The 26843-nt window shown below is 67.3% G+C and carries 19 protein-coding genes; 5 read left to right on the top strand and 14 right to left on the bottom strand.

Annotation, left to right across the window (positions count from 1 at the left end; translation table 11 throughout):
- Positions 1-65: 65 nt before the first annotated feature.
- The gene (locus AB4059_RS09380) at positions 66-551 is read left to right on the top strand and encodes a MarR family winged helix-turn-helix transcriptional regulator (RefSeq protein ID WP_498978646.1); all 486 of its coding nucleotides are present in this window, start codon (positions 66-68) and stop codon (positions 549-551) included.
- Here the strand turns inward: AB4059_RS09380 and AB4059_RS09375 are convergent, their stop codons facing one another.
- The 14 genes from AB4059_RS09375 to AB4059_RS09310 are packed head-to-tail and all read right to left on the bottom strand — an operon-like array spanning position 552 to position 20408.
- On the bottom strand, positions 552-2066 hold the full coding sequence (locus AB4059_RS09375; protein WP_498978645.1) for a phytoene desaturase family protein: 1515 nt from the start codon (positions 2064-2066) through the stop codon (positions 552-554).
- Positions 2066-3649, bottom strand: a complete 1584-nt coding sequence (locus AB4059_RS09370) for a phytoene desaturase family protein (protein WP_498978644.1) — start codon at positions 3647-3649, stop codon at positions 2066-2068. Before AB4059_RS09370 ends, AB4059_RS09375 begins: the two co-directional genes overlap by 1 nt.
- A complete protein-coding gene (locus AB4059_RS09365) occupies positions 3646-4842 on the bottom strand; it encodes an aminomethyl transferase family protein (RefSeq protein ID WP_498978643.1) in 1197 nt (398 codons plus the stop codon). Before AB4059_RS09365 ends, AB4059_RS09370 begins: the two co-directional genes overlap by 4 nt.
- A 22-nt stretch (positions 4843-4864) precedes the next feature.
- Positions 4865-6187: an aromatic ring-hydroxylating oxygenase subunit alpha gene (locus AB4059_RS09360; RefSeq protein WP_498978642.1), complete on the bottom strand. Its 1323-nt coding sequence runs from the start codon at positions 6185-6187 to the stop codon at positions 4865-4867.
- 9 nt (positions 6188-6196) lie between these two features.
- Positions 6197-7528 carry an amino acid permease gene (locus AB4059_RS09355; RefSeq protein ID WP_498978641.1) on the bottom strand — a complete coding sequence of 444 codons (1332 nt, stop codon included), beginning with the start codon at positions 7526-7528 and terminating at the stop codon, positions 6197-6199.
- Entirely contained in the window at positions 7518-8849 is a 1332-nt protein-coding gene (locus AB4059_RS09350) for a Xaa-Pro dipeptidase (protein WP_498978640.1), read from the bottom strand. The genes AB4059_RS09355 and AB4059_RS09350 overlap by 11 nt, the downstream gene beginning before the upstream one ends.
- Entirely contained in the window at positions 8846-10027 is a 1182-nt protein-coding gene (locus AB4059_RS09345; RefSeq protein WP_498978639.1) for a DmpA family aminopeptidase, read from the bottom strand. The genes AB4059_RS09350 and AB4059_RS09345 overlap by 4 nt, the downstream gene beginning before the upstream one ends.
- The gene (locus tag AB4059_RS09340; RefSeq protein ID WP_498978638.1) at positions 10027-12009 is read right to left on the bottom strand and encodes an alpha/beta hydrolase family protein; all 1983 of its coding nucleotides are present in this window, start codon (positions 12007-12009) and stop codon (positions 10027-10029) included. Before AB4059_RS09340 ends, AB4059_RS09345 begins: the two co-directional genes overlap by 1 nt.
- Complete coding sequence (locus tag AB4059_RS09335; RefSeq protein WP_498978637.1) at positions 12009-14489, bottom strand: CehA/McbA family metallohydrolase; 2481 nt, start codon at positions 14487-14489, stop codon at positions 12009-12011. The genes AB4059_RS09340 and AB4059_RS09335 overlap by 1 nt, the downstream gene beginning before the upstream one ends.
- Before the next feature lie 41 nt (positions 14490-14530).
- On the bottom strand, positions 14531-15853 hold the full coding sequence (locus AB4059_RS09330) for an acetyl ornithine aminotransferase family protein (protein WP_498978636.1): 1323 nt from the start codon (positions 15851-15853) through the stop codon (positions 14531-14533).
- An 11-nt stretch (positions 15854-15864) separates the two neighbouring features.
- Positions 15865-16653 (bottom strand): CoA-transferase subunit beta, encoded by a 789-nt coding sequence (locus AB4059_RS09325; protein ID WP_498978635.1) that lies wholly within the window; start codon positions 16651-16653, stop codon positions 15865-15867.
- On the bottom strand, positions 16650-17498 hold the full coding sequence (locus AB4059_RS09320; protein WP_498978634.1) for a CoA transferase subunit A: 849 nt from the start codon (positions 17496-17498) through the stop codon (positions 16650-16652). Before AB4059_RS09320 ends, AB4059_RS09325 begins: the two co-directional genes overlap by 4 nt.
- A gap of 7 nt (positions 17499-17505) precedes the next feature.
- On the bottom strand, positions 17506-19074 hold the full coding sequence (locus tag AB4059_RS09315) for an aldehyde dehydrogenase family protein (RefSeq protein WP_498978633.1): 1569 nt from the start codon (positions 19072-19074) through the stop codon (positions 17506-17508).
- The gene (locus tag AB4059_RS09310; RefSeq protein WP_498978632.1) at positions 19071-20408 is read right to left on the bottom strand and encodes an aminotransferase family protein; all 1338 of its coding nucleotides are present in this window, start codon (positions 20406-20408) and stop codon (positions 19071-19073) included. Before AB4059_RS09310 ends, AB4059_RS09315 begins: the two co-directional genes overlap by 4 nt.
- Before the next feature lie 119 nt (positions 20409-20527).
- Between AB4059_RS09310 and AB4059_RS09305 the strand changes: the two genes are divergently transcribed.
- From AB4059_RS09305 to AB4059_RS09290, 4 genes are all read left to right on the top strand, one after another.
- Positions 20528-21343, top strand: coding sequence for an IclR family transcriptional regulator domain-containing protein (locus tag AB4059_RS09305; protein WP_498978631.1), 816 nt, complete (start codon positions 20528-20530; stop codon positions 21341-21343).
- A complete protein-coding gene (gene pcaF, locus AB4059_RS09300) occupies positions 21340-22530 on the top strand; it encodes a 3-oxoadipyl-CoA thiolase (protein WP_498978630.1) in 1191 nt (396 codons plus the stop codon). The genes AB4059_RS09305 and pcaF overlap by 4 nt, the downstream gene beginning before the upstream one ends.
- Entirely contained in the window at positions 22527-24263 is a 1737-nt protein-coding gene (locus AB4059_RS09295) for a tetratricopeptide repeat-containing sulfotransferase family protein (RefSeq protein WP_498978629.1), read from the top strand. Before pcaF ends, AB4059_RS09295 begins: the two co-directional genes overlap by 4 nt.
- 95 nt (positions 24264-24358) lie before the next feature.
- Positions 24359-26785, top strand: a complete 2427-nt coding sequence (locus tag AB4059_RS09290; RefSeq protein ID WP_498978628.1) for a TonB-dependent receptor — start codon at positions 24359-24361, stop codon at positions 26783-26785.
- Positions 26786-26843 lie beyond the last annotated feature (58 nt).

Below are 26843 nucleotides of genomic sequence, written 5' to 3'. Positions count from 1 at the left end.
GCGAGGGGGAAAGGCGCATTCTACACCCCATAGTTTCAGGTGAAACAATACGCCGGGGCATGTTGATGAACGCAGCCGACCCACCGAGCCACGAAGGCCACGACCACGCCGAGCTGGACCTGGATCGCTTCCTGCCCTATCGCATGAGCGTGCTGTCCAATCGCATCAGCCAGGCCATCGCGCGGCTTTACCAGGCGCGCTTCGGCTTCGGCATCACCGAGTGGCGCGTGATCGCGGTCCTCGGGCGCTACCCGGCGCTCAGCGCGAACGCGGTGGCCGAGCGCACGGCGATGGACAAGGTCGCCGTCAGCCGCGCGGTCGCGCATCTGCTCGAACGCGGCCTGCTCACGCGCGAGATGCACGGCGACGACCGCCGCCGTTCGGTCCTCACGCTCAGCGAAGCGGGCTACCAGATCTACGACGAGATCGTGCCGCTCGCCTTGGGCCGCGAGCGCAAGTTGCTCGCGACCCTGGATGCGGACGAACGGCGGCAGCTCGAACGCATCCTCGACAAGCTCGCGAACGAAGGCTTGCCGGCGATGCTGGAATAGCTACGCCTTCGCCTTCAGGACCATTTGCGCCGCATTGCGCCCCGGCGCACCGCTGATCCCCGCACCGCCGTGCATGCCGTTGCCGCACAGGTAGAGCGCGTCGATCGGCGTGGCGTGGTTCGACCAACCCGGCAAGGGGCGCATGAAGAACATCTGGTCCAGCAGCGGCTGCCCGTGGCTGAGATCGCCTTCGGTCAGGCCCCACTCGCGCTCCAGGTCGGGCGCGACGATCGTGCGCGTCTCGCGGATCGACGCCTTCAATGCAGGGAAGTGCGTGGCCAACATGTCGATCGCGATGCGCTCCACCATCTCGCGCCCTGCGTTCCAATCGGTGCCGCGCAACTTGTACGGCGCCGATTGGACGTGGATCGAGACGATGTCGCCCGCCGTCGTGGCTTCCAGGTAGGGGCGTTGCGCGATTTCGCCGTATTTCGCGGCGTCGTAGGCGCGCTCGAGGTCCTTCAATGTCGGCGCGATCGCGAGCGTGCCCGCGGGCATGCCGTGGCTGCCGTCGGTGCGCAGGTGGACCTTGGCGAGCGAGCCGCGCATCTTGATCGACTGCACGTGCCACACGAATTCGGTCGGTAACTCCGGCGCGCCGACCAGGCCCAGGAAGGTGTGCTTCGGATCTGCGGCGGAAAACACGGTGGTCGCGCGAATCTCTTCGCCATCGCTCAACCGCACGCCGGTGGCGCGCATCTTTTCGACGAGGATGCGTTCGACGCCCGCCGACGTGCGCAATGCACCGCCGTTCGCCTTCAATGCGGTGACGAGGGCTTGCGTGACGCTTGCACTGCCACCGGCGATCGGGCGATGCGCAAGGCCGCCGCGATGCAGCCAGTTGTGCATCAGCGTGTAACCGGTGCCCGCCGACATCGAGCCCAGCGTGTAGCCATGGATGCCGACCGCGGCGATCGCCGCGCGCACCGGTTCGGATTCGAACCACTCTTCGGTGAATTCCACCGTCGACATCGACATCATGCGGATGACGCGGAACATGTCCTTGCCGCCGAGCCGGCGCAGGGTCCACGCAAGCTTGGCCAGCGGCCAACCTTCGGCCAGGCCGACGTGCGGCAGGCGCGGCATCGGCGTGCGATACGCCGCATCGAGGAACGCCGCCGCGCGGTCCATGAAGGCGACGAAGTCGGGCCAGCGGTTCGCATCGTTTTCGGAGAACTGGCGGATCGATTCGCAGGTGCCGGGCAGGTCGGTCGTCGACAACACCAGCAAACGCCCGTCGGGCAGGACCGAGATGTAGGGCACCGCCATGCCGGTCTTCAGGCCATGCCGCGCCAGGTCGAGGTCGCGCACGATGTCGGGCCGCAATTGCGCACCGGCGTGCAGCGGATCGAAGGCGACGCCGCCCAGTTCGTCCGGTGCGAGCTGGCCGCCCGCGCGGTCGCGCCGTTCCAGCACCAGCACCTTGCGGCCGGCCTTCGCCAGATAGTTCGCGGCGACCAGGCCGTTGTGGCCCGCACCGATCACGATCGTGTCGTATTGCTTGTCGGTGGTCATCACTTCCAGTCCTTCAGCACTTCCTGTGCGGCCAGCTTGCCGGCCGCGCCCATGACGCCACCGCCCGGATGCGCGCCCGAGGCGCCGAAGTAATACCCCGGCAGCGGCGTGCGGAAATCGGCCCATTGCGGCGCCGGGCGCAGGAAGAACAATTGATGCAGCAGCAGTTCGCCGTGGAAGATGTTGCCGCCGGTGATGCCGGCGATCATCTCGATGTCCTTCGGCGTGATGACCTGCTTGCCGACGATGGCGCGGCGGATGTTCGGCGCGTAACGCTCGATCGTGGAGATCACCGTTTCGCCGAAGGCCTCGCGCTTGGCATCGTCCCAGCCGCCTTCGATGTCGTAGGGGGCGTATTGGACGAAGCAGGACATCACGTGGTGTCCGGGCGGCGCCATGTCGCGGTCGATCATCGACGGGATGATCATGTCGATGTACGGGTTCTTCGCGAACTGCCCGTACTTCGCCTCGTCGTAGGCGCGCTCGATGTATTCCATGCTCGGGCTGATCGAAATCGCGCCGCGATGCAGCGGGCCCTCGCCCGGCAAGCACGTGAAGTCGGGCAACTCGCTCAAGGCGATATTGACCTTGCCCGACGACCCGCGCACGCGGAAGTTTTCGATCTGCTGCACGAACTCGCCGGGCAGGTGCTTGCGTTCGACGAATTGGAGGAAGCTGCGCTTCGGATCGGCCGCGGAGATGACGACTTTCGCGCGCAGCTCGTCGCCGTTGGCCAGCGCGACGCCCGCGGCGCGGCCGCCCTGCACGATGACCTGCTGCACCGAGGCGTTGGTGCGCACTTCCACGCCCAGCGCACGCGCCGAACTGGCGATCGCGGCAGACACGCCGCCGTTGCCGTTCTTCGCGAACCCCCAGGCGCGGAACGCACCGTCGATTTCGCCCATGTAGTGGTGCAGCAACACGTACGCAGTGCCCGGCGAATGCGGGCCCAGGAACGTGCCGATGATGCCGCTCGCCGACTTCGTGCCCTTGAGCGGATCGAACTCGAACCAGTCGTTGAGCAGGTCCGCCGCCGACATCGTGAGCAGCTTGGCGATCTGGTAGAGCTCCTTCTCCGACAGGCTCTTCGCGTATTGGCCGACCTTCAGCAGGCCAAGCATGTCGCGCGGGCTGAGCGAAGAAGGATCCGGCGGCACCAGGCCGAGGATCGGCTTGATCGCCTTCGCCGCGCGCGCCATCACGCGGCCGTATTCGTCGGAGGCTTCGGCATCGCGCGGCGAGTGGCGATACAACTCCTGGCGCGTGAGGTCGTGGTCGTCCCACGCGGCGAGGTAATCGCCGTTGTCCATCGGCGTCACGGTGCTCGGCAGCGGGAGGATCTTCAAGCCGTGCTTCGGCAACTCGAGGTCGCGGATGATTTCCGGACGCAGCAGGCTGACGACGTAGGAGAACTGGCTGAAGCGATAGCCGGGGAAGGGTTCGGCGGTGACCGCCGCGCCGCCGACCACTTCGCGTCGTTCGAGCACGCAGACTTTCTTGCCCGCGCGCGCGAGGTACGCGGCCGCGATCAGGCCGTTGTGGCCGGCGCCGATGACGATGGCGTCGTACTGGTTGGACGTCATTTCTTTTTCCACTCCGGCTCGTAGAACGGCAGCTTCACCACCTTGCCCGGTGCCTGCAGGCGCTTGTGCTCGACGGTGACTTCCATCGTCAGCGGCGTGCCGGGCGTGTAATGCGGGCGTTGCAGGTGGACGAGCGCGATGTATTTCTTCAACACGGGCGACCAGGTGCTGGTCGATGCGTAACCCACCTGCACGCCACCCTGCTTCACCGGCAGGCTGCCGCGCACCGCCATCGCGGGAATCTGCGGCGGCAAACCGACGGCGGCGAACAAGGGTTCCATGCCGGCCCAATCCACTTCGAAGCCCATCAGCTTCCACGCCGAGCCTTCGCGCTGCTCGCGTTCCAGCGCGCGGCGGCCGACGAAGTAACCGGGCTTGTCCAGGTGCACCGCCCAATCCAGGCCCATTTCCAGCGGCGAAGACTTCTGCCCTTCGATCCACGCATGGTTGGCCGCGGTGTAATCGACATCGATCATGAACAGGCCCGCCTCCACGCGCGCCATGTCCATCGCAAGGATGCCGCACGGCACGATGCCGTAGTTGTGCCCCGCTTCCATCAATGCGTCCCACACATCGAGCGCGTCGGCGGTGTCCATCCAGATTTCGTAACCGAGGTCGCCGGTGTAACCGGTGCGCGAGATCGTCACCTTCTTCCCGGCGAGCGTGTTCTCCATCACCCGGAAGTACTTGAGCTTGTCGAGCGACTTTTTGCACACCAGGTTGAGCACGGTGCGCGCCTTCGGGCCCTGCAGGCTGAGCGCGCCCATCTTCTCGGTGACTTCGGTCACCGTGACATCCAGGCCGACGGCGTTCATCGACAGCCAGCGCAGCGACGGCTCGGCGGAGGTCAGGCGGAAGGTGGTTTCGCCCAGGCGCGAGATGGTGCCGTCGTCGAGCAACTTGCCTTCGTCGTCGCACCAACCGGTGTAGCCGACCTGCCCGATCGCCATCTTCGCGATGTCGCGGGGCACGAGCTTGTCGAGCAGGCGCGCGGCGTCGGGGCCTTCGATCATGTACTTCATCAGCGGCGAGACGTCGATCAGCGCGACCGCGTCGCGGATCGCCCAGTACTCCCGCTCGACGTGCAGGTCGTAGGAACCCACCACGATGTGGCCGGCCCAGCGCCGCCAGTTCTGCGGCAGGCTGAGCTTCGACGTACGCGCGTGGAAGGGCGTGTGTTTGAGCTGGAACATCGGAGGGGTTATCCGCTGGAGATCAGGGGTGTTCGGTCATTTCGCAGGAACTGGTGCGATGTGCGCGCACCGTCGGGGGCACCACGCTGAAGTCGCCGGCGAGCGCATGCAGGTACCAGTCGACGAAGCGCTTGGGCGTGTCCTCGAACTCGGGATGTTGCGGACCGGGCTCGAAGAAGCGCGAGTTCACGCCCGCGGCGTTCAACTGCATGATGCGCTTGTCTTCGATGGTCGTGACATCCCACAGCCAGATCAGGGCGGCCTTGTCGTAGTCGACGCCTTCGACCGCGTCGCCGTCGACGAACCACACGATCTCCATGTCCGTCTTGTTTCGCCCGAAGGGGACGTAGCGGAACAGGATGCAGTGGTCGGGGTAGTTGAGCATGTAGGTGAGCGGGCCGAGCTGGTAATCGCCCGCGCCGCCGTCGTAGCCCTTGAATTCGCCCATCAGCGGCGCGACCGGCGTGCCGTCGCGGCTGCCGGTCAGGTAACCGTCGAACAACGCATAGCGGCTCGTATACACGCACGCGCCGAAGCCCGGCGCTTCGCGGAACATGCGGTAGACGGCCTTCTCGATGTCGGGCACGCCGGTTTCGCGCACCGCGCGCTCCCACATCGCGCGATTGATCGGCGCGACCACTTCCTCGCGCTCCTTGAAGGTGTGCAGCTTGGAATACGCGCGGTGCGCGGTTTCGCAGTGGTAACACTCCAGGTAATTGCCGAGCGCGATCTTCCAGTTCGCATCGACCGAATAGGTCTCGCGATGCGCGATCTTCGCCTTGTCCAGCCGGTACGGTCCCAGCTGCGCGTCGAGTTGCGACAGGCAGGCGTTGTAGTCGTAGGCGTCGGGATCGAAATTGATGAAGACCAGGCCGAAGCGTTCGGCCACGCGCAGTTGCTTCAGGCCGTGGTCTTCCTTGCGGAAGTCCGGCATCACGTCCATGTGGCGCGCACCGCGCAGGGCGCCGTCGGTGCCGTACACCCACCCGTGGTAGGGGCAGACGAAGGTGCGGCAATTGCCCTGCCGTTGTTCGCACACGCGCGAACCACGGTGGCGGCAGGAATTGACCAGCGCGCGGATTTCACCGTCGTTGCCGCGCGCGACGATCACCGATTCCTCGCCGATCTCGTAGAGGAAGAAGTCGCCCGGATTCGGAATCTGGCTGACATGGCCGGCCCACAGCCAGCTTTTGAAGAACACGGTGTCGAGCTCGCGCTGGTACACCACCTCGGAGCGGTAGAAGTACTGCATCAGCCCGGCGTCGCGGTCGCGCGCCTGCGCGGCCACCGCCTGCTGCATGCGGGCCTGATTGTCTTCGCTGTCGGCGATGAATCGTTGCGTCATGGCCCGATGTTAAGCCACCGCCGCCGGGCGGCGAATGCGCATGAAGACATAGAGCGGCAAGCCCGCCGCCGCCAGCACCAGGCCCAGCTGGAAGGGCTCATGGCCCAGGCCGACGAAGGCGAAGATCACGTAGGCCGTCCCCAGCACCGCGACCGGCAGCATGCCGCGCACCCCGGCGCGGTCGCCGCGGCGCCACAGCACCGCCAGCGCCAGCGACGCGCACAGGTACAGCGGCAAGTTGGCCGCGGTCACGACGTTGGTGATGAAAGTGAAACCATCGACCAGCGATCGGCTGTAGCTCATCAGCACCATGCCGCTGCCCAGCAAGCCGGTCACGACCAAGGCGATCGCCGGCGCGCCGCGCGCATTGTTGCGCGCCAGCGGCGCAGGCATCACGCCATTAAGCGCCATCGCGCGCGTGAGTTCGCCGACCAGCAGCGTCCACCCGTTGAGTGCGCCCAGGCCGCTGATCACGACGAACAGCGCCAGCCACCGACCGACGCCGGCCGCGGCGAAACGGTCCATCACCAGCGCGAAGGGCGCGTTGGCGGTCGCGAGCTCCGCTTGCGGAATGAGCATCATCGGCACGGTCGACACGATCAGGTAAACCACCGCCGTCAGCAGCGTGCCGGCGATGGTCGCGCGCGGAATCGTGCGGCCCGGATCCTTGACGCGCGAGGCCGGCACCGTCGCCGATTCAATGCCGAGCATCGCGAACAGCGCGATCGTCGAGGCCGTCACCACGTGGCCCAGGTCCACGGGCGCCGTCGGCGGGTGGGCGGTATACGCGCCGGGCGCGGTCAGCAGCAGCCAGCCGCCGAGCAGTGCGACGGCGACCATCGGCAACAGTTTCAGCGCGGTGGTCACCACCTGCACGCGGCCGCCGGTGCGCACGCCGAACAGATTGATGATCACGAAGGTCCACAACAATGCGAGCGCGACCAGCGCCGGCTGCATCGTGGCCACGGACGGAAACACCGCGCCCAGATACCCCACCACGCCCGTGGCGATCGCCGCATTGGTGATCCACAGCGACACCCAGTAGCACCACATCGCGATGAATGCGGGAATGTCGCCGAGCGTGGCGCGGATGAAGCCATACGGCCCGTCGGCGTTGGGCATCAGGCGCGCAAGCCGCGCGAAGACATTCGCCAGCGCCACGCAGCCCAGGACCGTGACCAGCCAGCCGATCGTCGCGTTGAAGCCGAAGGGTGCCAGCGAGGCGGGCAACAGGAAGATCCCGATGCCGATGGTGTTGCCCACCACCAGCGCGGTGCACATCCAGAAGCCGAGCTTGCGCTGGCCGTCGTCCCCGCTATCACTCGCACGATCACTTGCCATTGCGATGCTCCGGGTTCGGCGGACCACATTCATCGGGGCCGTCGCAGACCCGTTCCCCACTCTTGATCACCGAGCGTACGTGGCGGAGCACGTCGATGTCGACGATCGGGTCGCCCTCCACCGCGACCAGGTCGGCGAACTTGCCCGGCGCGATCGAGCCCAGCTCCCCTTCGCGCCCGAGCAGGCGCGCGGACTGGATGGTCGCCGACTGGATCGCCTGCATCGGCGTCATGCCGTAGCGGACCATGTAGGCGAACTGGCGCGCGTTGTCGCCATGCGGGTAGACGCCGCTGTCGGTGCCGAAGGCGATGTTGACGCCCGCGGCCACGGCCTTGCGGAAGCCGTCGCGCTGCGTCTGCGTGGTCTCGGTGTTCTTGCGCAGCGTGTCCTTCGACCAGCCCTGCGCGCGGCCGACGGTGTCGATGAAATCGCCGTTGTAGATGTCGGCCACCAGCCAGGTGCCGTGCTGCTTCATCAACGCGATCGCTTCGTCGTTCATCAGCGAACCGTGCTCGATCGAACGTGCGCCCGCACGCGTCGCGCGCTTGATGCCTTCGGCGCCGTGCGCGTGCGCGGCGACGAAGCTGTGGTGCTTCTGCGCTTCTTCCACCGCGGCGTGGATTTCTGCTTCGGTGTACTCGGAATGGCCGGGCTCCGTGCCTTCGGCGAGCACCGCACCGGTGGCGATGACCTTGATGAAGTCGACATCGTGGTCGAACAGGAAGTCCACCTTCTGGCGCACCTGCTGTGCGTTGTCCGCCACGCCGATGCGGAATTCAGGCGGCACCACGGTGCCTTTCGGCAATCCGGTGATCTCGCCACCGCCGCCGGTCACGGTGATGTAGCCACCGGCGACATACATGCGCGGCCCGGGAATGAGGCCTGCGTTGATGGCGTTGCGCAGCTGCACGTCGGACAGGCCGCGATAGGTGCCCACGTCGCGCACGGTGGTGAAGCCCGCGCGCACGGTGTCCCACGCATTCTTCGCACCGATGAACGCATCGCGCGCGGGATTGCTCTTCAGCGGCGCGCCGGGGTCGGCGGACTGCGCCTCGTCCGACAGATGCGTGTGCATGTCCATCAACCCGGGCAGCACGGTGTAGCGCGTCCAGTCGACGACCTTCGCGTTCTTCGCGAGTGAATCGTTCCAGGGCTCGACCCGCACGACGCGACCCTTGTCGATCGTGATCGCGCGATCGGCGAGTACTTCACCGCGATCGACATCGACCATGCGGCCGGCGTGCACGACCAGGGTTTGCGCGCATGCGGGCGCAGCGGTGAGCGCCAGCAGCAGCGCGGCGGACAGCTTGCTCGGGGTCATTTGGATTCCGGGTGGTAACGGTTGTACTGCTTGAGCAAGCGCACCAGGGCGTCGTGGTCGATGGCCTTGGCGTACCGCCCCCCTTCGCCGCGCATGTCGCGCGCGGCGACCATCGCGTTCACGATCGCTTCTTCGGTCGCCTGCACGGTGGCTTCGAACAAGCCGTCGAGATGGTCGTTGCCGATGAACTGCGCGTCGTTCATTTCCTTGCCCGCGGCGGCTGCGGCATTGGCCGTGGAGAAGGCGACGAAGATGTCGCCCGAGCCGTTGCCCGCGTAGCTGCCCATGCGCCCGAGCCCCAGGCTGGCGCGCTTGGCGATGCGGTCGAGTTGATGCGGCAGCAAGGGCGCGTCGGTGGCGATCACGACGATGATCGAACCGGTATCGCCACCCGGCACGGCGCGCCCTTCCACCGCAAGCGCCGGATCCGTATAGACGCGATCGTTGCGCAGGTGTTGGCCGACGGGCACGCCGGCGATGCGCAGGGGATCGCGCACGCCGTAATTCGCCTGCACCAGCACGCCGACGGTGTAGGCGCCCTTCCCTTCGGTGACGCGGCGCGACGCAGTGCCGATGCCGCATTTGAATTCGTGGCAGATCATGCCGGTGCCGCCGCCGACGTTGCCTTCGGCGACAGGGCCACCCTTCGCATCGCGCAAGGCCTGCGCGACGTGCTCGGGCTTCACGTGGAATCCGTTGATGTCGTTGAGGTGGCCATCCCAGGTTTCGGCGACGACCGGCAGCGACCACCAGTAACCGCTGGCATCGGCGCCGCCGGCGTTCACGCGCTCGGCGATCACCGCATCGCGCACGACGCCGACGCTGTGCGTGTTGGTCAGCACCACCGGCCCTTCGAGCTGGCCCGATTCGGTGATCCACGTGGTGCCGGTCATCTCGCCGTTGCCGTTGAGCGCGAACCAGCCGCCGAAGACCCAGGTATCGAAGGTCGCGCGACCGCGCGGCAGGATCGCCGTGACGCCGGTGCGCACCTTGTGGCCGTCGGGCAGATCGTCGATCAGGGTGACCTGTCCCACGGTGACGCCCGCGACGTCGGTGATCGCATCGAGCGTGCCGGGCGTGCCCTCGAAAGGCACGCCCAGCGCACGCGCGCGTGGTTCGGCGGCGAACGCGGACAGCGACGCGGACAAGGCCAGCGCCAACACGACTCCCGAGCGCATCACTCCCCTCCCTTCAAGAACCGTGTGTACCACCCCAGGTTCCGCATCATGCGGTCACGGAGGTAGCTGGGAACAGTGAGGCCATGGGTTTGCCCCGGATAGACCACCAACTGCGTGGGCACGTCGCGCGAGCGCAGCGCCTGGTACATCTGCTCGGCGCCCAGGCACGGCACGTTCGCGTCGGCTTCGCCGCACTGGAAGAGCGTCGGCGTCGTGATCCGGTCGCTGTGCAGGAAGGGGAAGCTGGCGCGGTCGTAGACCTCGCGGTTGTCCCACGGCGTGCCGAGTTCCAGCGTGTATTCGCGGATGTATTGGTCGTGCCCGAACATGCCGTACATGTTCGAGGCGCCGGCGCCGCTGATGGCGGCCTTGAAGCGTTGGTCGCGCGCGATGACGGCGTTGGTGAGGATCGCGCCATAGCTCCACCCACCGACGCCCAGGCGCTCCGGATCGGCGATGCCCATCGCGACGACATGGTCGACGCCCGCCAGCACGTCGCTCGCATCGACATTGCCCCAATCGGCATAGATCGCCTTGGCGAAGTCGAAGCCGCGGCCGGAGCCGCCGCGCGGATTCAGCGCGACCACCGCAAAGCCGCGCGCCGCGTAGGCCTGCCAGTCGGCCATGAATTCGTGGCTGAACTGATACACCGGGCCGCCGTGCAGGCGCACGATGGTCGGGTAACGATGGCCTTCGACGTAACCGATCGGTTTGACGAGCAGTCCGTCGAGTTCCACGCCGTCGTTGCGATAGTGCAGTTCCTCGACCGGTGCGAGCTGGCGTTGTTCGAGGAAGCTGTTGTGGTCGGCGAGCGTGCGCAGGCCCGTCGGTTCCACCGCGGCGATGTCGTAGGGGTGCAGGTCGCCGCCGCCCAGGACGACGATGCGCCCGTCGCGCGAGACGTCGAGGTCGTAATCGAAACGCGGGCCGGTCGTCAGCGGCGTGACTGCGCCGCTGGCCAGGTCGATGCGCGACAGATGCGTCACGAGGGGCTGTTCGACGAGTGCGTAGACGCTTTTTCCATCGGCCGACCAGCGCGGCTTGGTGAAGCAGCGATCGATCGGTGCGGGGATCGACTCGGAGCCCGACGCGACATCGACGATCGCCAACTGCCACGGCGTGTAGTAGATCCACTTGTCTTCGCCGCTGCGCAGGTAGGCGATACGCGTGCTGTCCGGGCTCCAGGTCGGGCGCGTTTCCCAATACGGATCCAGGTCGGAGCCGGTGAAGGTCGTGAGCTGTCGTTCCTTTGCGCCGGCCTTCGGTTCGACAAGCCAGATGTCGTAGTTCAGGTGCCGATCCGGGTCGACGCCGCGCCTGGTGACATAGGCCAGCCACTTCCCGTCCGGCGACCACGCGGGCAGTTGTTCGTCATGCGCGCCGGGGGTGAGCAGCTCGGTCTTGCCGGTCGCGATGTCGAGCACGTAGAGGTGTGCGCGCCGCGCGGTGAGATAGCCGACGCCATCCTCGCGCAACTGATAACGCTCGGTGACGATCGGCGGCGGTTGCTTGGGTGCCTTCGCGCCGAAGCGGCGTTCGGGATCGCGGCCGATGAAGGCGATGCGCTTGCCGTCGGGCGAGAGAACGAAGTCGCTGATGTCTTCGCCGAATCTGGTGAGGCGTTTGGCTTCGCCCCCCTTGGCCGGCATCCACCAGACCTGCGTCTTCGCCTCTTCGTCGCCGCGGTCGGAGAGGAACACGATCGACTTGCCATCGGGCGTCCACTGCGGGCGCGACTCGTCTTTCTTCGGCGTGTCGGTGAGGCGCGTGCGTTTGCCGCTGGCGTAATCGACGCGCCACAGATCGGATTGACTCACGTCCTCGGCGAGGTTCGCGGCGGTCGCGGTGTAGACGATCGTCCGGCCATCCGGCGAAAACGCCGGCTCGGTGAGATCGACCAACTTCGCCAGATCATCGGCCGTGAACGGCGCCTGCGCCTGCGCGGACGCGCTGAGCAAGGCGAGCAACCAAAGGGCACGCATCACTTGCCTCCCGCGCGTTGGCGGATCAGAGCTTGTGCTTCGCGCAGGTAGACGAGTGTCGCGTCTTTTTCGGACGCGTCGTTGAAGTCGTCGCGCGCGGTGACGGCATGGAGCATGCGATCGATCCACGCGATGAAATACGCGGCATCGGCGTGCGCATCGGGCACGAGGCCCTCGAGCCACACGGGGTTGGTGGTCGCGTACGGGTAGAGATCGAGCAGCAGCGGATCGGCGCCATCGTTCCAGGCGCGCAGGAGCAACCAGCCGCCGTGCGGCAAATCGAGCGCACCTTCGGCGTCGAAGTGCATGCGGTCGCCGGTGAGGTCGAAGCGTTTGACCACTTCGCCATTGGAGACCAGCTCCAGGTGATCGACCGGCACGAACGAGCGCAACGCGACGCGATAGGTCGGATGCTTCGACGCGATCGTTTCACCGGGCTTGTGGCCGTCGACGAGCAAGCCAAGCAGTGGGCCGTTGGTTGCGAACCCGTGCCCCGCCTTCAGCGCGGCGAACACCGCGTCGTCGTCGATGCGGCCCTGCGTATCGAGGAACACGCGATTCATGCCGACCGGCCCGCGCAGCGAGGCGTAATTGGCCATCGTGTCCGAGCCCGCGCCGGTGGGAATGCGGTAGCCGAGATTCAACAGCCGATACCAGACCGAGGCCGTCGCCTTGTGGTCGGAGAAGCCGACGACTTCCATGTAGTCGACCTTGCCGTGCGCGACGTCGGCGGGAAGCGCGTTGGTGAGCGATGCGTCGTTGACCGGATCGGGCGTGGTGTCGAAAGGATGCACGTAGCCGACCAGCCCCTGCTGCGCGTGCGCGAGGTCGGCGATGACGCCGTTGTGCGGCCACGGGCTGCCGAGCGCGGTGTGGCGATAGGCGGAGAAGTCCGGCGTGATGTAGTGGTCGCGCAGGTTGAGCAGGCCAAGATGACCCCAGAAGCTGGTGTGGAATTCCTGTGCGTGCGAAATGCGCGGCCGCGTGTCGATCCCCGGCTTGCCGAACCAGGCGATGTCGGGAATGCGCTCTTCCTTGTTGACGATCAGGTTCTCGACCAGGTCGAGGTCCTCCGACTGCGCCTGCCACGCCAGGTGTTCCGGCGTGTTGCGGTAATGGCCGCCGTAGTTCATGTGGACGTGCAGGTCCGCGCTGATCCAGTCGCCGAATTCCGGCGGCAGCGGCTGGGCGGCCAGCGCGACGTCGACGGTTTTGTCGCGGCCGGCGGCGACATCGATGCACTTGCGCCACAACGCATTGGCGAATCCATGCTGCACGGTGACCTGCGTCGCGCCTGCAGGCACATCGAGCGAACACGGCGAGGCGCAATGGAAGTAATGCGCTTCGGTGCCGGCCTTCGCGCGGTCGAAGCCATCGTCGGCGTGCATCCAGGCCGCGGGCGGCGCATGCGCGCGATCGTCGCTGCCCTGCACGGAGACACGCGTGGGGACAGGCTTGCCACTGGCGTCGCGAATGTCGAGCGTCAGCCGCGCGGTCGGCGAGAGCGTGCGCAAGCGTTTTGCTTCGATCACGCGGCTGGCGCCGCCCAGCGGTTCCATCACGACCAGTTGCGTGTTGCCCTCCGTGCCCGCGTTGCCGATGTAAGCGATGCGCTTGCCGTCGGGCGACCAGCGCGCATTCCGGCGCTCGGTGTCGCCGAAGGTCAGCGGCAAGGGCGCCGCGCCTTGCGACGTCGTGAGCCAGAGCTGGTGCGTCTGCCGCCCGTGGTAACTGGCGTACAGGATGCGCTTGCCGTCGGGCGCGAACTCGGGGCGCGCGTTCCAGCTGGTTTCCTCGGACAACAGCTTGCGGCGCTTTGCCGGTGCATCGACGGGCACGATCGACAGGTCGCCCGTGCCCCACGCGATTTCAGGATTGCTCACGTACAGCAGCGATTTACCATCCGGCGACCATGACGGATTGATTGCATGGTCGAACGCCGAGTAGTAATAGCGATCGAGCGTGCTGCGGCGTTCGCCGAGCAGCGGGTGCGCGTCGTGCAGGCCATCGGCGTCGATGTCGGCGATGAAGAGGTTGAAGTGGCCGGTGCCTTGCGTCGACACCCAGGCGATGCGGCGCCCGTCTGGCGACAGGCGCGGTTCGACATTCACCGCGCCGCCTTGTGTCAGCGCCCGCGACGTCCCACTCGCAAGGTCGAGTCGCCACAGTTCGAGCCCGCGCCCGTCGTAACGCGTGAACACCACGCTGCGGCCATCGCGCGCGACGTCGGGTTGGTAGTCGTAGGCGCCCTTGGCATGCGTGAGTTCGGTCGCCTCATCGTCGCCGATGCGCTGCCGCCACAAGGATCCGCCCATGCTGTACACGAGCGTTTCGCTGTCGGGCAGGAAACTCGCGGACGACGGCCCCGTCGTCAATTGCGGGATGTACAACTCGCGCCAGTAATAGTTGTGCGGCAGGTCGACCTGCCTGAGCACCGGCTCGCGCCCGCTCGCCGCGGCGACGGCCGAAGCGAGCAGCATGACAAGGCCGGCACTGCGCATCCCCCCGGTGCGCATCGGCTTCAGGCCCCGGCCAGGGCTTGATCGAGGCTCGTGCGCAGCAGCGCCATCGCCTCGTCGACTTCATCGCGTGTCACGTTGAGCGGCGGCATGAAGCGCACCGTACTCGCGCCACACGAAAGCAGCAGCAATCCGTTGTGGAAGGCGCGCGTCACCACCGCGTCGCACAGCGCGCGTGCGGGCGTGCGTGCCGCATCGTTCTCGATCAGTTCCATGCCGATCATCAGGCCCTTGCCGCGGATCTGGCCGATGCAGGGATAGTCGCGCGCCAGCTCGTTCAAGGCGCCCATGAAGTGCGCGCCCACCGTGGCCGCGTTGCCGACCATGCCGCCTTCGACCAGGTCGATGGTGGCGTTCGCCGCCGCGCACGCGATCGGATTGCCGCCGTAGGTGTTGCCGTGCGCGCCGCGCTTCCACTGCGACATCAGGCGTTTCTTCGCGACCATCGCGCCGATCGGCAGTCCCGAGCCGAGGCCTTTGGCGAGCGTCATGATGTCCGGCGCCACGCCCCAATGCTGGCTCGCGAACATGCGCCCCGTGCGGCCGGTGCCCGACTGCACTTCGTCGAAGATCAACAGGATGCCGTGCTCGTCGCACAACGCGCGCAGGCCTGCAAGGAAGCTGTCGGGCGGGACGATGTAACCGCCTTCGCCCTGGATCGGTTCGACGAGGATGGCCGCGACTTCAGACGGCGGCACGCTGCGTTCGAACAACATGCGGATGTAATCGAGCGCCGCGACACCCTGGTCGTCGCCGGCGAACAGCGGCCGATACGCATTCGGATACGGCACGTGCACCACGCCCGGCATCGTGGCGAAGAAGCCCTTCTGCTGCGTGTACTTGCTGGAGGTGAACGCCAGCGAGCCCATCGTGCGCCCGTGGAAACCGCCGAGGAAACCGATGAAGCGCGAGCGCCCCGTCACGTAACGCGCGAGCTTGATCGCCGCCTCCACCGCTTCGGTGCCGGACTGGCACAGGAAACTCATCGCCGGTTCGCCCATCGGCGCGATGCGCGCCAGGCGTTCGCCGAGTCCGGTCATCTGCTCGTGCCAGTAGTCGCTGGAGATATGCAGGAACTTGCTGGCAGCGCCCTGCACCGCCGCGACGACCTGCGGATGCGCATGGCCCGTGCTGCACACCGCGATGCCGGCGGCGAAATCCAGGAAGCGGTTGTCGTCGACGTCCCACACTTCCGTGCCGCGGCCGTGCGACATCACGAAGGGATAGTCGCGCGGATACGAAGGCGAAATGACTTCGGCATCGCGCGCGAGCATCGCCTGCGCGTTGGGGCCGGGAAGCGGGGTGCGGATGTGTTCGGAGGACATGGGCGATCCGGTCAGGGGGTAGGCAGCACGACGGGGCGCGCGTGGGCTGCGCGGGTGCGCGCATGCAAGGCGCGCAGGGTGTCGAGTTCGAGCGGCGTGGGCGGCGGCACCTGCGCGATGTTGTCGGCCACGTTGAGCGGCCAGCCGACCGCCTTGCGCGCTTCCTCGATGGTTGCGTCTTCGAACAACGCGCTCAATTGCAATTCGTCGGTGGTCGGGTGCGGCATGAGGATGCCGAAATCGGTGATCACCGCGCGGGTTCCGCCCCCCTGCGCGGTGCCGCGCGCGCGCTCGCCGTGGCCCCTGCCGAAGCCGGCCGTCGTGCGGAAATCCAGTTGCCCGACGAAGCTGCGGGGCGTCGCCTTCAACATCACGAAGGTTTCGCGCACGTGCGCCGCGATCTCCGGCGCGCCGCCCGCGCCGGGCAGGCGCGTGGACGGCGCCTCGTAATCGCCGATGACCGTGCTGTTCAAGTTGCCGAAGCGATCGATCTGCGCCGCGCCGAGGAAGCCGACGTCCACGCGACCGGCCTGCAGGTAATACGCGAACACCTCCGGCATCGGCACGACGAAGGCCGCGGTTTCCGCCAGTTCGCCATCGCCGATCGACAGCGGAAGCACGTCGGGCTTGGTGCCGATGGTGCCGGACTCGTAGATCAACACGATGTCGGGCGCGTGCGTGAGGCGCGCCAGGTTGCACGCCGCGCTGGGCAAGCCGATGCCGACGAAGCAGACGCAGCGATCGCGCAACATGCGCGCGGCGGCGACGGTCATCCATTCATCGCGCGTGGCCGCGCTCATGCGGCGTGCCTGCCGAGCATCGCGAGGAACGCCGCGTGGTCGGCGGATTCGAGTACGTGCGACTGCATCCACGCCACGAACGCCTCGCGCTCGCGCGCGATCGCATCCCAGCGCTGGTAGAACGCGTTGTCGCGCGCATAGTGGCCCTGCGCGTAGGACGGATAGGCGCCGCCGGGACAATGCACGACGGCGGTGACGATCCAATGCGGCAGCACGATGCCGTTCATCGCAGGCGGCAAGGCGTCGACGATGTCTTCCACGGTGACGATCAGCTTCGTCGCCGCCATCGCCGCTTCGCGCGCCGCGCCGACGATGCCGTGCAGCGCGACATTCCCCGCGCGATCGGCGCGTTGCGCGTGCAGGATCGTGACGTCGGGATTGAGCGCGGGCACCGCGGCCAGGCGTTCGCCGGTGAAGGGGCATTCCACGCGCTTCACGCGCGGGTTGACCTTGTCCAGGTCGTTGTCGAGGTAACCGCGCAACACGCCGAACGGCAGGCGCGCCGCGCCGGCGCAGAACGCCGCGACCATGCCGGCGTGGCTGTGTTCGTCGAGTTCCAACCGCCGCGGCCATTGGTGTTCGGCCGCATCGCGCAGTCGATGCAGCGAACCCACGCCCGGATTGCCGCCCCAGGAAAACGTGAGCTTGCGCGCGCAGCCCATCCCGATCAGCTGGTCGTAGATCAGGTCGGGCGTCATGCGGATCAGGTGCAGGTCGCGCTTGCCCTGGCGAATCAACTCGTGGCCCGCGGCGAACGGGATCAGGTGCGTGAAGCCTTCCAGCGCGACGCTCGCGCCGTCGGCGACGTGCGCGGCGATCGCATCGTGGAGCGAGGACGCCTGCACGCGTGGCTTACTCCACCACCGTGCGCGATTGCTCGCGCAGGTATTGCTGCAGGTAGTAGAAGGACGCGATCGCCTTGCCGGTCGATCCCGATCCCTTCCAACCGCCGAAAGGCTGGTAGCCCGGCCACGCGCCGGTCGTCGCCCCCTGCGGTCGATTGGCGTAGGTGACGCCCGCTTCGATGTGGTCCTGGAACCACGGCACTTCATCGGGGCCGCCGTAGAAGCCGGCGGTGAGGCCCATGTCGGTGTCGTTGGCCAGACGCATCGCGGCCTCGCGATCGGTGTAGCGATGCAGCATCACGATGGGCAGGAACATCTCCTGCTTCCACAGCGGGTGCGAGAGATCGGCTTCGGCGAGCACCGGTTCGACGTAATAGCCGCGCGACCCACCATTTTCGCGAATCTGCTTGCCGCCACGAATCAGGCGTGCGCCGCCGGCTTCGAGGTCGAGCACGTAGCGCGCGTAATTGGCGTAGGCGCTCGCATTGACGACGGGGCCGAGCCAGTGTTCGCGTTGGCGCGCATCACCGATACGGATGGCGTCGATTTGCGCGACGAGCTTTTCGATCAACGCATCGGCGACGGATTCGTGCACGTACAGGCGCGACAGCGCGGAACACTTCTGCCCGCCCATGCCGAACGCCGAGCGTGCGATGCCCGCCGCGGCGCGATCCAGGTCCGCCTTCGCGGTCACGATGCACGGGTTCTTGCCGCCCATCTCGGCGATGCACGGCCGCGGATAGGCACCGCCCGCCATCTGTTGCATGAGATTGCGCCCGACCGGCACCGAACCGGTGAAGGTGATGCCCGCGGTCAGCGGATGCTTGGCGAGTGCCTCGCCCGCTTCGCGACCGCTGCCCGACAGATAGTTGAACGTGCCTGCGGGGAATCCGGCGTCGCGCAGCACTTCGGCGAGCAGGCGCCCCGACCACGGGGTATCGGTGGCCGACTTGAACACGACGGTGTTGCCCGTCACCAACGCGGCGGCCACCGGCCCGCCGGCGAGCGCGAAGGGAAAATTGAACGGTGCGATGACCACCCACGGGCCATAAGGCCGCATCACGCTGCGATTGTGCGAGGCCATGCCTTCGATCGGGTCGTCGGGCAGCGGGTTGTCGAAGCCGGCGTGTTTCTCGAAGTCGTCCGCGTAGTGGTGGAAGAAATCGACAGTCTCCTGCGCTTCGCCCAGCGCCTCCATGCGGTTCTTGCCGACTTCGAGCGTCAACGCCGCGGCGATGTCGTACACGCGTTGCTGCATCAGGTCGCCGGCCTTGCGCAGCAGCGCGGCGCGCGCGGCGACGGGCAAGGCGCGCCAAGCGGGATAGGCGGCGTGCGCGGCGCGCATCGCGGCATCGACGTCGCCTGCGTCGGCGAGCGGGAATTCCCCGATGACCAGGCTGGTGTCGATCGGCGTGTGTTTCGCCGCCCACTTCGCCGGTTGCCGGTCCGCGCCATCGACGAACAGCGGATGCCGCTCGCCGAACCGCGCTTCCAGGCGCGCGAGCGCGGCCTCGAACTGCACGTGCATTTCCGGCGGCGGGTTGAACATCGTCGCGTAGGTCAGGCGAAAACTCATCGGGATACCTCGACGGGGGTCGATGCGAAATGGTGGGCGAGCAGGCGTTCCAGCAGCGCGAGGGCGTCGGCGAGTTCTTCTTCGTCGATGACCAGCGGTGGCGCAAGCAGGAGCAGGTTCCCGCGCGTGGCGAAGGACACGCCTTCGGCCATCGCGGCATCGACCAGCGCCTTCAGCGCGGGCGGGGTTTGCGGCCACGGCGCGAGCGGCTCGCGCGTGTGGCGGTCGGCGACGAGCTCGATCACGACGAACAATCCATGCCCGCCGCGCACGTCGCCGATGACGTCATGGCGTTGCTGCAGGCGTTTGGCTTGCGCGAAGAGACGGGCTCCGAGCGTGCGCGAGCGTTCGATCAGATCTTCTTCGGCGTAGGCCTCGAGCGCGGCGACGCCCGTGGCGCACGCAAGCGGGTGCCCGCAATACGTCAGGCCCGTGTAGAGCATTTCGTGTTCGATGCGGGCGGCGACCTCGCGCGACAGGACGACCGCACCCAGTGGCACGGCCGCGCCCGTGAGCCCCTTGGCCAGCGTCATCAGGTCCGGGCGTCCCGCTTCGCCGTGGCGCTGCCAGGCGAACCATTCGCCGCAGCGGCCGAAGGCGCTCATCACTTCGTCGGCGATCAACAGCACATCCCGTTGCGCGGTCGCGCGGCGCAATGCCGGCCAATACGTGTCGGGCGCGACGATGCCGTTGGTGCCGGCGTTGGGTTCCATGAGCACGGCCGCGACCGCGTCGGCGCCCATTGCATCGATCCGCTGCGCAACCGCATCGGCGGCGCGCAACCCGCATTCATCCGGATCGCGGCTGCCGAACGGACAGCGATACGCGTACGGCGGCGGCACGTGCTGGACGCCCAGCGCCGCGGCATCGACCTGTTGCTGCGTACGCGTGTCGCCCGACAGCGCCATCGCCAGATGCGTTGCCCCGTGATACGAGCGATCGCGCGCGATCACCGCGCCGTGGGGCTTGCGCGCGGCCTGCCGCGCGATCTTCACCGCGTTTTCGTTGGCGTCGGCGCCACCGAGGGTGAAGAACACGCGCCCGCCTTCGAAGCCGGAACGTTCGAGCAACATCTCCGCCAGTCGCGCGCGCGGCTGCGCGCCCCACGCATTGCTGACGAAACACAGGCGGTCGGCTTGTTCACGGATGGCGGCGACCAACTTCGGATGCTGGTGCCCGAGGTTGCTGCACTCGGCCAGGCTGCTCATGTCGAGGATCGTGCGGCCATCGGCCAGGTGCAGGCGCGCGCCCGCGCCACCGACGACCGTCGGCGCACGCCAGTCGGCCTGGACCGACCAGCTATGCAGGACCGAATGGCGTTCGTCGATCGACATCGCGACAGCCTCGCATGTCAGGATTTGTGCGCTATGCGCACGCTCTGTGCGTATTGCGCACCACTCTATGAAGCACTTACCCTCGTCGTCAATCCGCCTCATCGAGGGTTCGGGCAAGCATGGCGAAGTCAGCACGCAGCCAACCGGCGTTCGACGACAGTCGCGACTACGTCCAGTCGCTCGCGCGCGGACTGGCGGTGTTGCGGGCCTTCGACGCCGAGCACACGCGACTGAGCCTGGCGGAGATCGCGCACCGCGCCGGCACCTCCCGCGCCGCCGCGCGGCGCCTGATCATGACGCTCGAACACCTCGGCTACGTCCGCCTGAGCGGGCGCGAATACGTGCTCAGCCCGAGCGTGCTCGAACTGGGCTTCGGCTACCTGGGCTCGCTCAACCTCACCGATCTGGCGCAGCCCCTGCTCGAAGAACTCGCGCGCGCGGTGAACCAGAGCAGCTCGATGGCGGTGCTGGACGGGCAGTCGATCGTCTACGTCGCACGCGTGCCCGGCCGACGGATCATGAGCGTGACGCTCGGCGTCGGCGCACGCCTGCCGGCGTTCTCAGCATCGATGGGGCGCGTGCTGCTGTCGGGCCTGGACGACGCCGCGCTCGACGCCTGGCTGGCGCATTGCACGCCGGCCAAGCTCACCGCGCACACCGTGACCGACCTGCGCCGCCTGCGCCGCATCGTCGAAGACGTGCGCCGGCAAGGGCATTCGTGGGTCGAACAGGAACTCGAACTCGGCCTGTGTTCGCTCGCGGTCCCGGTGCGGAATGGCGAAGGCCGCGTCGCGGCGGCGATCAATGTCAGCATGCCCTACCACCCCGATGTCGAACGCGAAGCCACGCGCGAGATCCTGCCGCACCTGAAACTCACGGCGGCGGCGATCGAAGGGTGCGCGCCATCGCATCGGTTGCCGGCGGTGGCTGCGTGAACGCCGCGCGCGCCGTCTGGCTCTGCGACGGCGTGCGGACGCCTTTCGGCCGGCATCGCGGCGGCTTGTCGATGGTGCGCACCGACGACCTCGCGGCGCTGCCCTTGCGCGAATTGATCGCGCGCAATCCGCGACTCGACCCCGCCGCGATCGACGAAGTCATCCTCGGTTGCGCGAACCAGGCCGGCGAAGACAACCGCAATGTCGCGCGCATGGCCGCCCTGCTCGCGGGCCTGCCCGTGTCGGTGCCCGGCGTGACGGTCAATCGACTCTGCGCCTCCGGCCTGGAAGCCGTGGGCCAGGCCGCGCGCGCGATCGCCCTGGGCGAGGCGGACATCGTGCTCGCCGGCGGCGTCGAAGGCATGTCGCGCGCGCCCTACGTACTGTCGAAAGCCGATGCGCCGTTCTCGCGCGAGCAGACGCTCGAAGACACCACGCTCGGCTGGCGCTTCGTGAATCCGGCGATGCGCCAGGCGCACGGCGTGGATTCGATGACGCAGACCGCCGAACACCTGGCGCGCGAACACGCCATCGCGCGCGAAGACCAGGATGCCTTCGCGTTGCGCTCGCAGCAGCGCGCCGCGCGGGCGATCACGGCCGGTCGCTTCGCCGACGAATTGATGCCCGTGGGTACCTGCGTCGCCGACGAACAGCCGCGCAGCGACACCACGCGCGAGAAACTCGCCACGCTCGCACCGCTGCTCGGCGCGCAGGGCACGGTGACGGCGGGCAATGCCTCCGGCCTCAACGATGGCGCGTGCGCGTTGCTGCTCGCTTCGGACAACGCGGTCGCGCGCCATGGGCTCACCCCACGCGCGCGCATCCTCGGGATGTCCGCCGCCGGCGTGCCGCCACGCACGATGGGCCTGGGCCCCGTGCCCGCGATCCAGCGCCTGCTGCAACGCCTTCGCCATGGACTGGACGACTTCCAGGTCGTGGAAATCAACGAGGCCTTCGCCGCGCAGGTGCTCGCATGCACGCGTGCGCTGGGCCTGCCCGACGACGCGGCGCGCGTGAATCCGAACGGCGGCGCGATCGCGCTGGGCCATCCGCTCGGCGCCAGCGGCGCGCGCCTGGCCCTGACCTCGATGCAGGAGTTGCGGCACATGCGCGGGGGGCGGGCCCTCGTGGCAATGTGTGTCGGCGTCGGACAGGGCGTGGCCCTGGCCATGGAGCACGTCGCATGAGCGTTCACTCCGCTTCGCTTCCATCGATCGCCGCGCTGCGGCGCACCGTGGCCCAGGACCCGAGTGGTTGGCTGGCGCTGGGCGATCGGCTGTTCGCGGCGGGGGACCTGGCGGGCGCGGACGCGGCCTACGTCGAACACGTGCGCCACGCGAGCAAGGACCCCGTGCTCCTGCGCGCCGGTGCCGCGCTCGCGCAAAACCGCATCCCCGACGCCGAGACGCAGTTGCGCGCGCACCTGCAACGCGCACCGACCGACGTCGCCGCGATCCGCATGTTCGCCGAACTCGCCGCGCGCCTGGGCCGGCTGGAAGAATCAGAACATCTGCTCGCGCGCGCGCTCGAACTGGCACCGAGCTTCCACGCCGCGCGCCTGCATTACGCGCTGGTATTGAACCGCGGCAACAAGCCGGCCGACGCATTGGTGCAGATCGAACGCCTGCTGCGCGTGGATCCGCACAACCCCGGCTATCGCAACCTGCATGCGGTGGTGCTGTGCCGCATCGGCGAATACGCGCGCGCGCTGGACATCTATGCGCGCCTGCTGCGCCAGTATCCGGCGCAGACGAAGATCTGGATGAGCTACGGGCACGCACTGAAAACCGAAGGGCGACAGGAGGAGGCCATCGCCGCATACCGGCGATGCATCGCGCTCGACCCCTCCTTCGGCGAAGCGTGGTGGAGCCTGGCCAATCTCAAGACCTTCCGTTTCGGCCAGGACGACCTGGCGACGATGCGCCGCCAGCTCGAAAACACCGCGCTTCCCGCCGAACACCGCTTCCACCTCGAATTCGCGCTGGGCAAGGCGCTGGAAGACGCGGGCGAGCACGCCGAGTCCTTTGCGCATTACGCCAACGGCAACCGGCACCGCCGCGAAACGGCGTACTACAGCCCCGCGGACAACACCTCGCGCGCGCGCCTGATCAAGCGGACGTACACGCGCGCGTTCTTCGACGAGCGCGCAGGCAGCGGGAGCGAAGCGAACGACCCGATTTTCATCGTCGGCATGCCGCGCGCGGGCTCCACGCTGATCGAACAGATCCTCTCCAGCCACTCCGCCGTCGAAGGGACGATGGAGTTGCCCGAGATCATCGCGATCACGCGCGAGCTGCGCCGTGGCGTGGATGCCGCGCAATCCAAGCCGTACCACGAGGCGCTGGCGGCGCTGGATCCGGCCCGCCTGCGCGAGCTGGGCCAGGACTACCTCGAACGCACGCGCATCCACCGCAAGTCCGGCGCGCCGCACTTCATCGACAAGATGCCGAACAACTTCGCGCACATCGGCCTGATCCACCTGGCCCTGCCCAACGCGAAGATCATCGACGCGCGCCGCCATCCGCTGGCGTGCTGCTTCTCCAACTTCAAGCAGCACTACGCGCGCGGGCAGAACTTCAGCTACGGGCTCGACGACATCGGCCGGTATTACCGCGATTACGTCGACCTGATGGCGCACTTCGATACGGTGCTGCCCGGCCGCATCCATCGCGTGTTCTACGAACGCATGGTCGCCGACACCGAAGGGGAAGTGCGCCGCCTGCTCGATTACCTCGGCCTGCCCTTCGAGGCCGGTTGCCTGCGCTTTTACGAAAACGATCGCCCGGTGCGCACCGCCAGTTCCGAACAGGTGCGCCGGCCGATCTACACCGATGGTGTCGACCAATGGCGCCATTACGAACCCTGGCTCGATCCGCTCAAGGCGGCATTGGGCCCCGTGCTCGAGGCTTATCCGACGTAACGCTGTCGCAATCGATCGATTCCACTACTTGGGAGGGGAGCTGGATGCATCGTTCAAGACTGATATCGCCGCGCACTCGATTGACGCGCAAGCCCGTGCGCTTGCCCTTGGTCGCCGCCATCTACCTCGCATTCGGCTCCGCCCTCGCGCAGGAGGCGCAACCGCCGCCGGCGCAGGCCGCCACGCAGACGCCCGTGCTCGACACCGTCACGGTGACCGCGCAGAAGCGCTCGGAGGACGTGCAGAAGGTGCCGATCAGCATCCAGGTGCTGGGCAAGGAGAAACTCGACGAGCTGGACCTGAAGGACTTCCAGGACTACGCGGCCTACGTGCCCGCGCTGTCCTTCGATACCGGTGAAGGCGGCGGCTCGGTGCCGTACATGCGCGGCGTGGCCAGCGGCGAAAACAGCAACCACTCCGGCCCGCAGCCCAGCGTGGGCGTGTATTTCGACGAACAGCCCACGACGACCATCGGCGGCGTGCTCGACATCCACCTGTACGACATCGACCACGTCGAAGCGCTCGCCGGCCCGCAGGGCACGCTGTACGGCGCCAGTTCGCAGGCAGGCACGCTGCGCATCATCACGCGCAAGCCGGACAAGGAAGCGTTCTCCGCCGGCTACGCGTTCGGCGCGGACCAGCTGACCGGCGGCGACAACGGTTTCGTCGCCGAAGGCTTCGTCAACGTGCCGCTGGGCAAGAACGCCGCGGTCCGCGTCGTGGCCTGGGACAAGAAGGACGCCGGCTACGTCGACAACAAGCCGGCCACGCGCACCTTCCCGTCGTGGGACGCCGATTCGGGCGGCAACGGCACGATCACCAACGTGGGCACCGTCGCCGAAGACAACTACAACGACATCTTCACCCGCGGCGCGCGCGCGGCGCTGAAGTTCGACTTCAACGAGAACTGGTCGGTCACGCCGATGGTGATGACGCAGAAGACCGACAGCTACGGCAACTTCGCCGGCGACGACCATCTGGGCGACTACATCGTCAACAAGTACTACCCGGAAAGCGCGCAGGAAGACTGGACCTCGGCGACGCTGACGGTCGAAGGCAAGATCGGCAACTTCGATCTCACCTATGCCTACTCGCACCTGCGCCGCGAGATCGACTCGGAGTTCGACTACAGCGATTACTCGTTCTGGTACGACAGCATCGATGGGTCCGGCGCGTACTTCTACGACGATAGCGGCGCGCTCATCAATCCGGCGCAGGTGATCATCGGCGTCGACAAGTACACCAAGCAGAGCCACGAACTGCGCATCGCATCGCCGTCCGACGAGGCCTTCCGCTTCGTCGCCGGCGTGTTCTTCCAGAAGCAGACGCACGACATCCAGCAGCAATACAAGGTCGTCGGCGACCTGGCCACCGACCTGGAAGTGACGGGCTGGCCCGACACGATCTGGCTCACCGAACAGGGGCGCCGGGACGAGGACCAGGCCGCGTTCGGCGAAATGTCGTACGACTTCAATCCGAAGTGGACGGCCACCGTCGGCGCGCGCTACTTCCGCTACGACAACAGCCTGCGCGGCTTCTTCGGCTACAGCGACGGCTACAGCAGCCACTACGGCGAAGCGCTGTGCTTCAACCCGATGCCCTACCACGGTGCGCCGTGCGTGAACATCGACAGCACCGTCAAGAAGAGCGACACGATCTATCGCGCCAACCTGACCTACCACATCGACGAGAACAAGCTGGTCTACGGCACGTGGTCCGAAGGTTTCCGCCCCGGCGGCCTGAACCGCAACGGCACCGTCGGCCCCTACCTGCCCGATTACCTGACCAACTGGGAATTGGGTTGGAAGACGATGTGGCAGGACAATCGCCTCGCCTTCAACGGCGCGCTGTTCCAGGAAAACTGGGACGACATCCAATACTCGTTCCTGCCGCCGAGCGGGTCGGGCCTCACGGTCATCCGCAACGCGGGCAACGCACGCGTGCGCGGCCTGGAAATGGACCTGAGTTGGGCGGCGACCTACAACTTCCGTGTCAATGGTGGTGTTGCGTTCTACAACGCGGAATTGACGAAGGAGTACTGCGGCTTCAACGACCTGGCCGGCAATCCGGTCACCAGTTGCCCGGCCGGCACCGTGAATCCGAACGATCCGCTCGACCCGGGCGACGACGAAGTGGTCGACGGCCCGCAGGCGCCGGTCGGCACGCGCCTGCCGGTGACGCCGCGCTTCAAGGCCAACGCCACGGGGCGGTACGCCTTCGACATCGGCAGCATGGAGTCCTACGTGCAGGGCTCGCTGGTGCATGTGGGAAGTCGCGCGGCCGCGTTGACGCGCGAGGATCTCGCGGCGTTCGGCGAACTGGATGCCTACACGCAGGTCGATTTCTCCTTCGGCGTGAAGCGCAACAACTGGGCGCTCGACTTCTTCCTGAAGAACGCGTTCGACGAGCACGCCGAGCAGACCCGCTTCTCGCAATGCGCCACCGACACGTGCGGCGGCCAGTCCTACACCGTGCACGGAGTGCCGCGCAGCATCGGCTTCCGGTTCTCGCAGGAGTTCTGAGCCACACGCCCAACCCGGTGGCGGCCCGCGCCGCCACCGGTTTTTTTTCACCTCGCAA

Origin of the sequence: Lysobacter sp. 2RAF19, from assembly GCF_052115395.1 — a bacterium.
GTDB lineage: Bacteria > Pseudomonadota > Gammaproteobacteria > Xanthomonadales > Xanthomonadaceae > Noviluteimonas.
The sequence above is the reverse complement of the archived record's forward strand: the minus strand, read 5'-3'. Positions and strand labels throughout refer to the sequence as shown.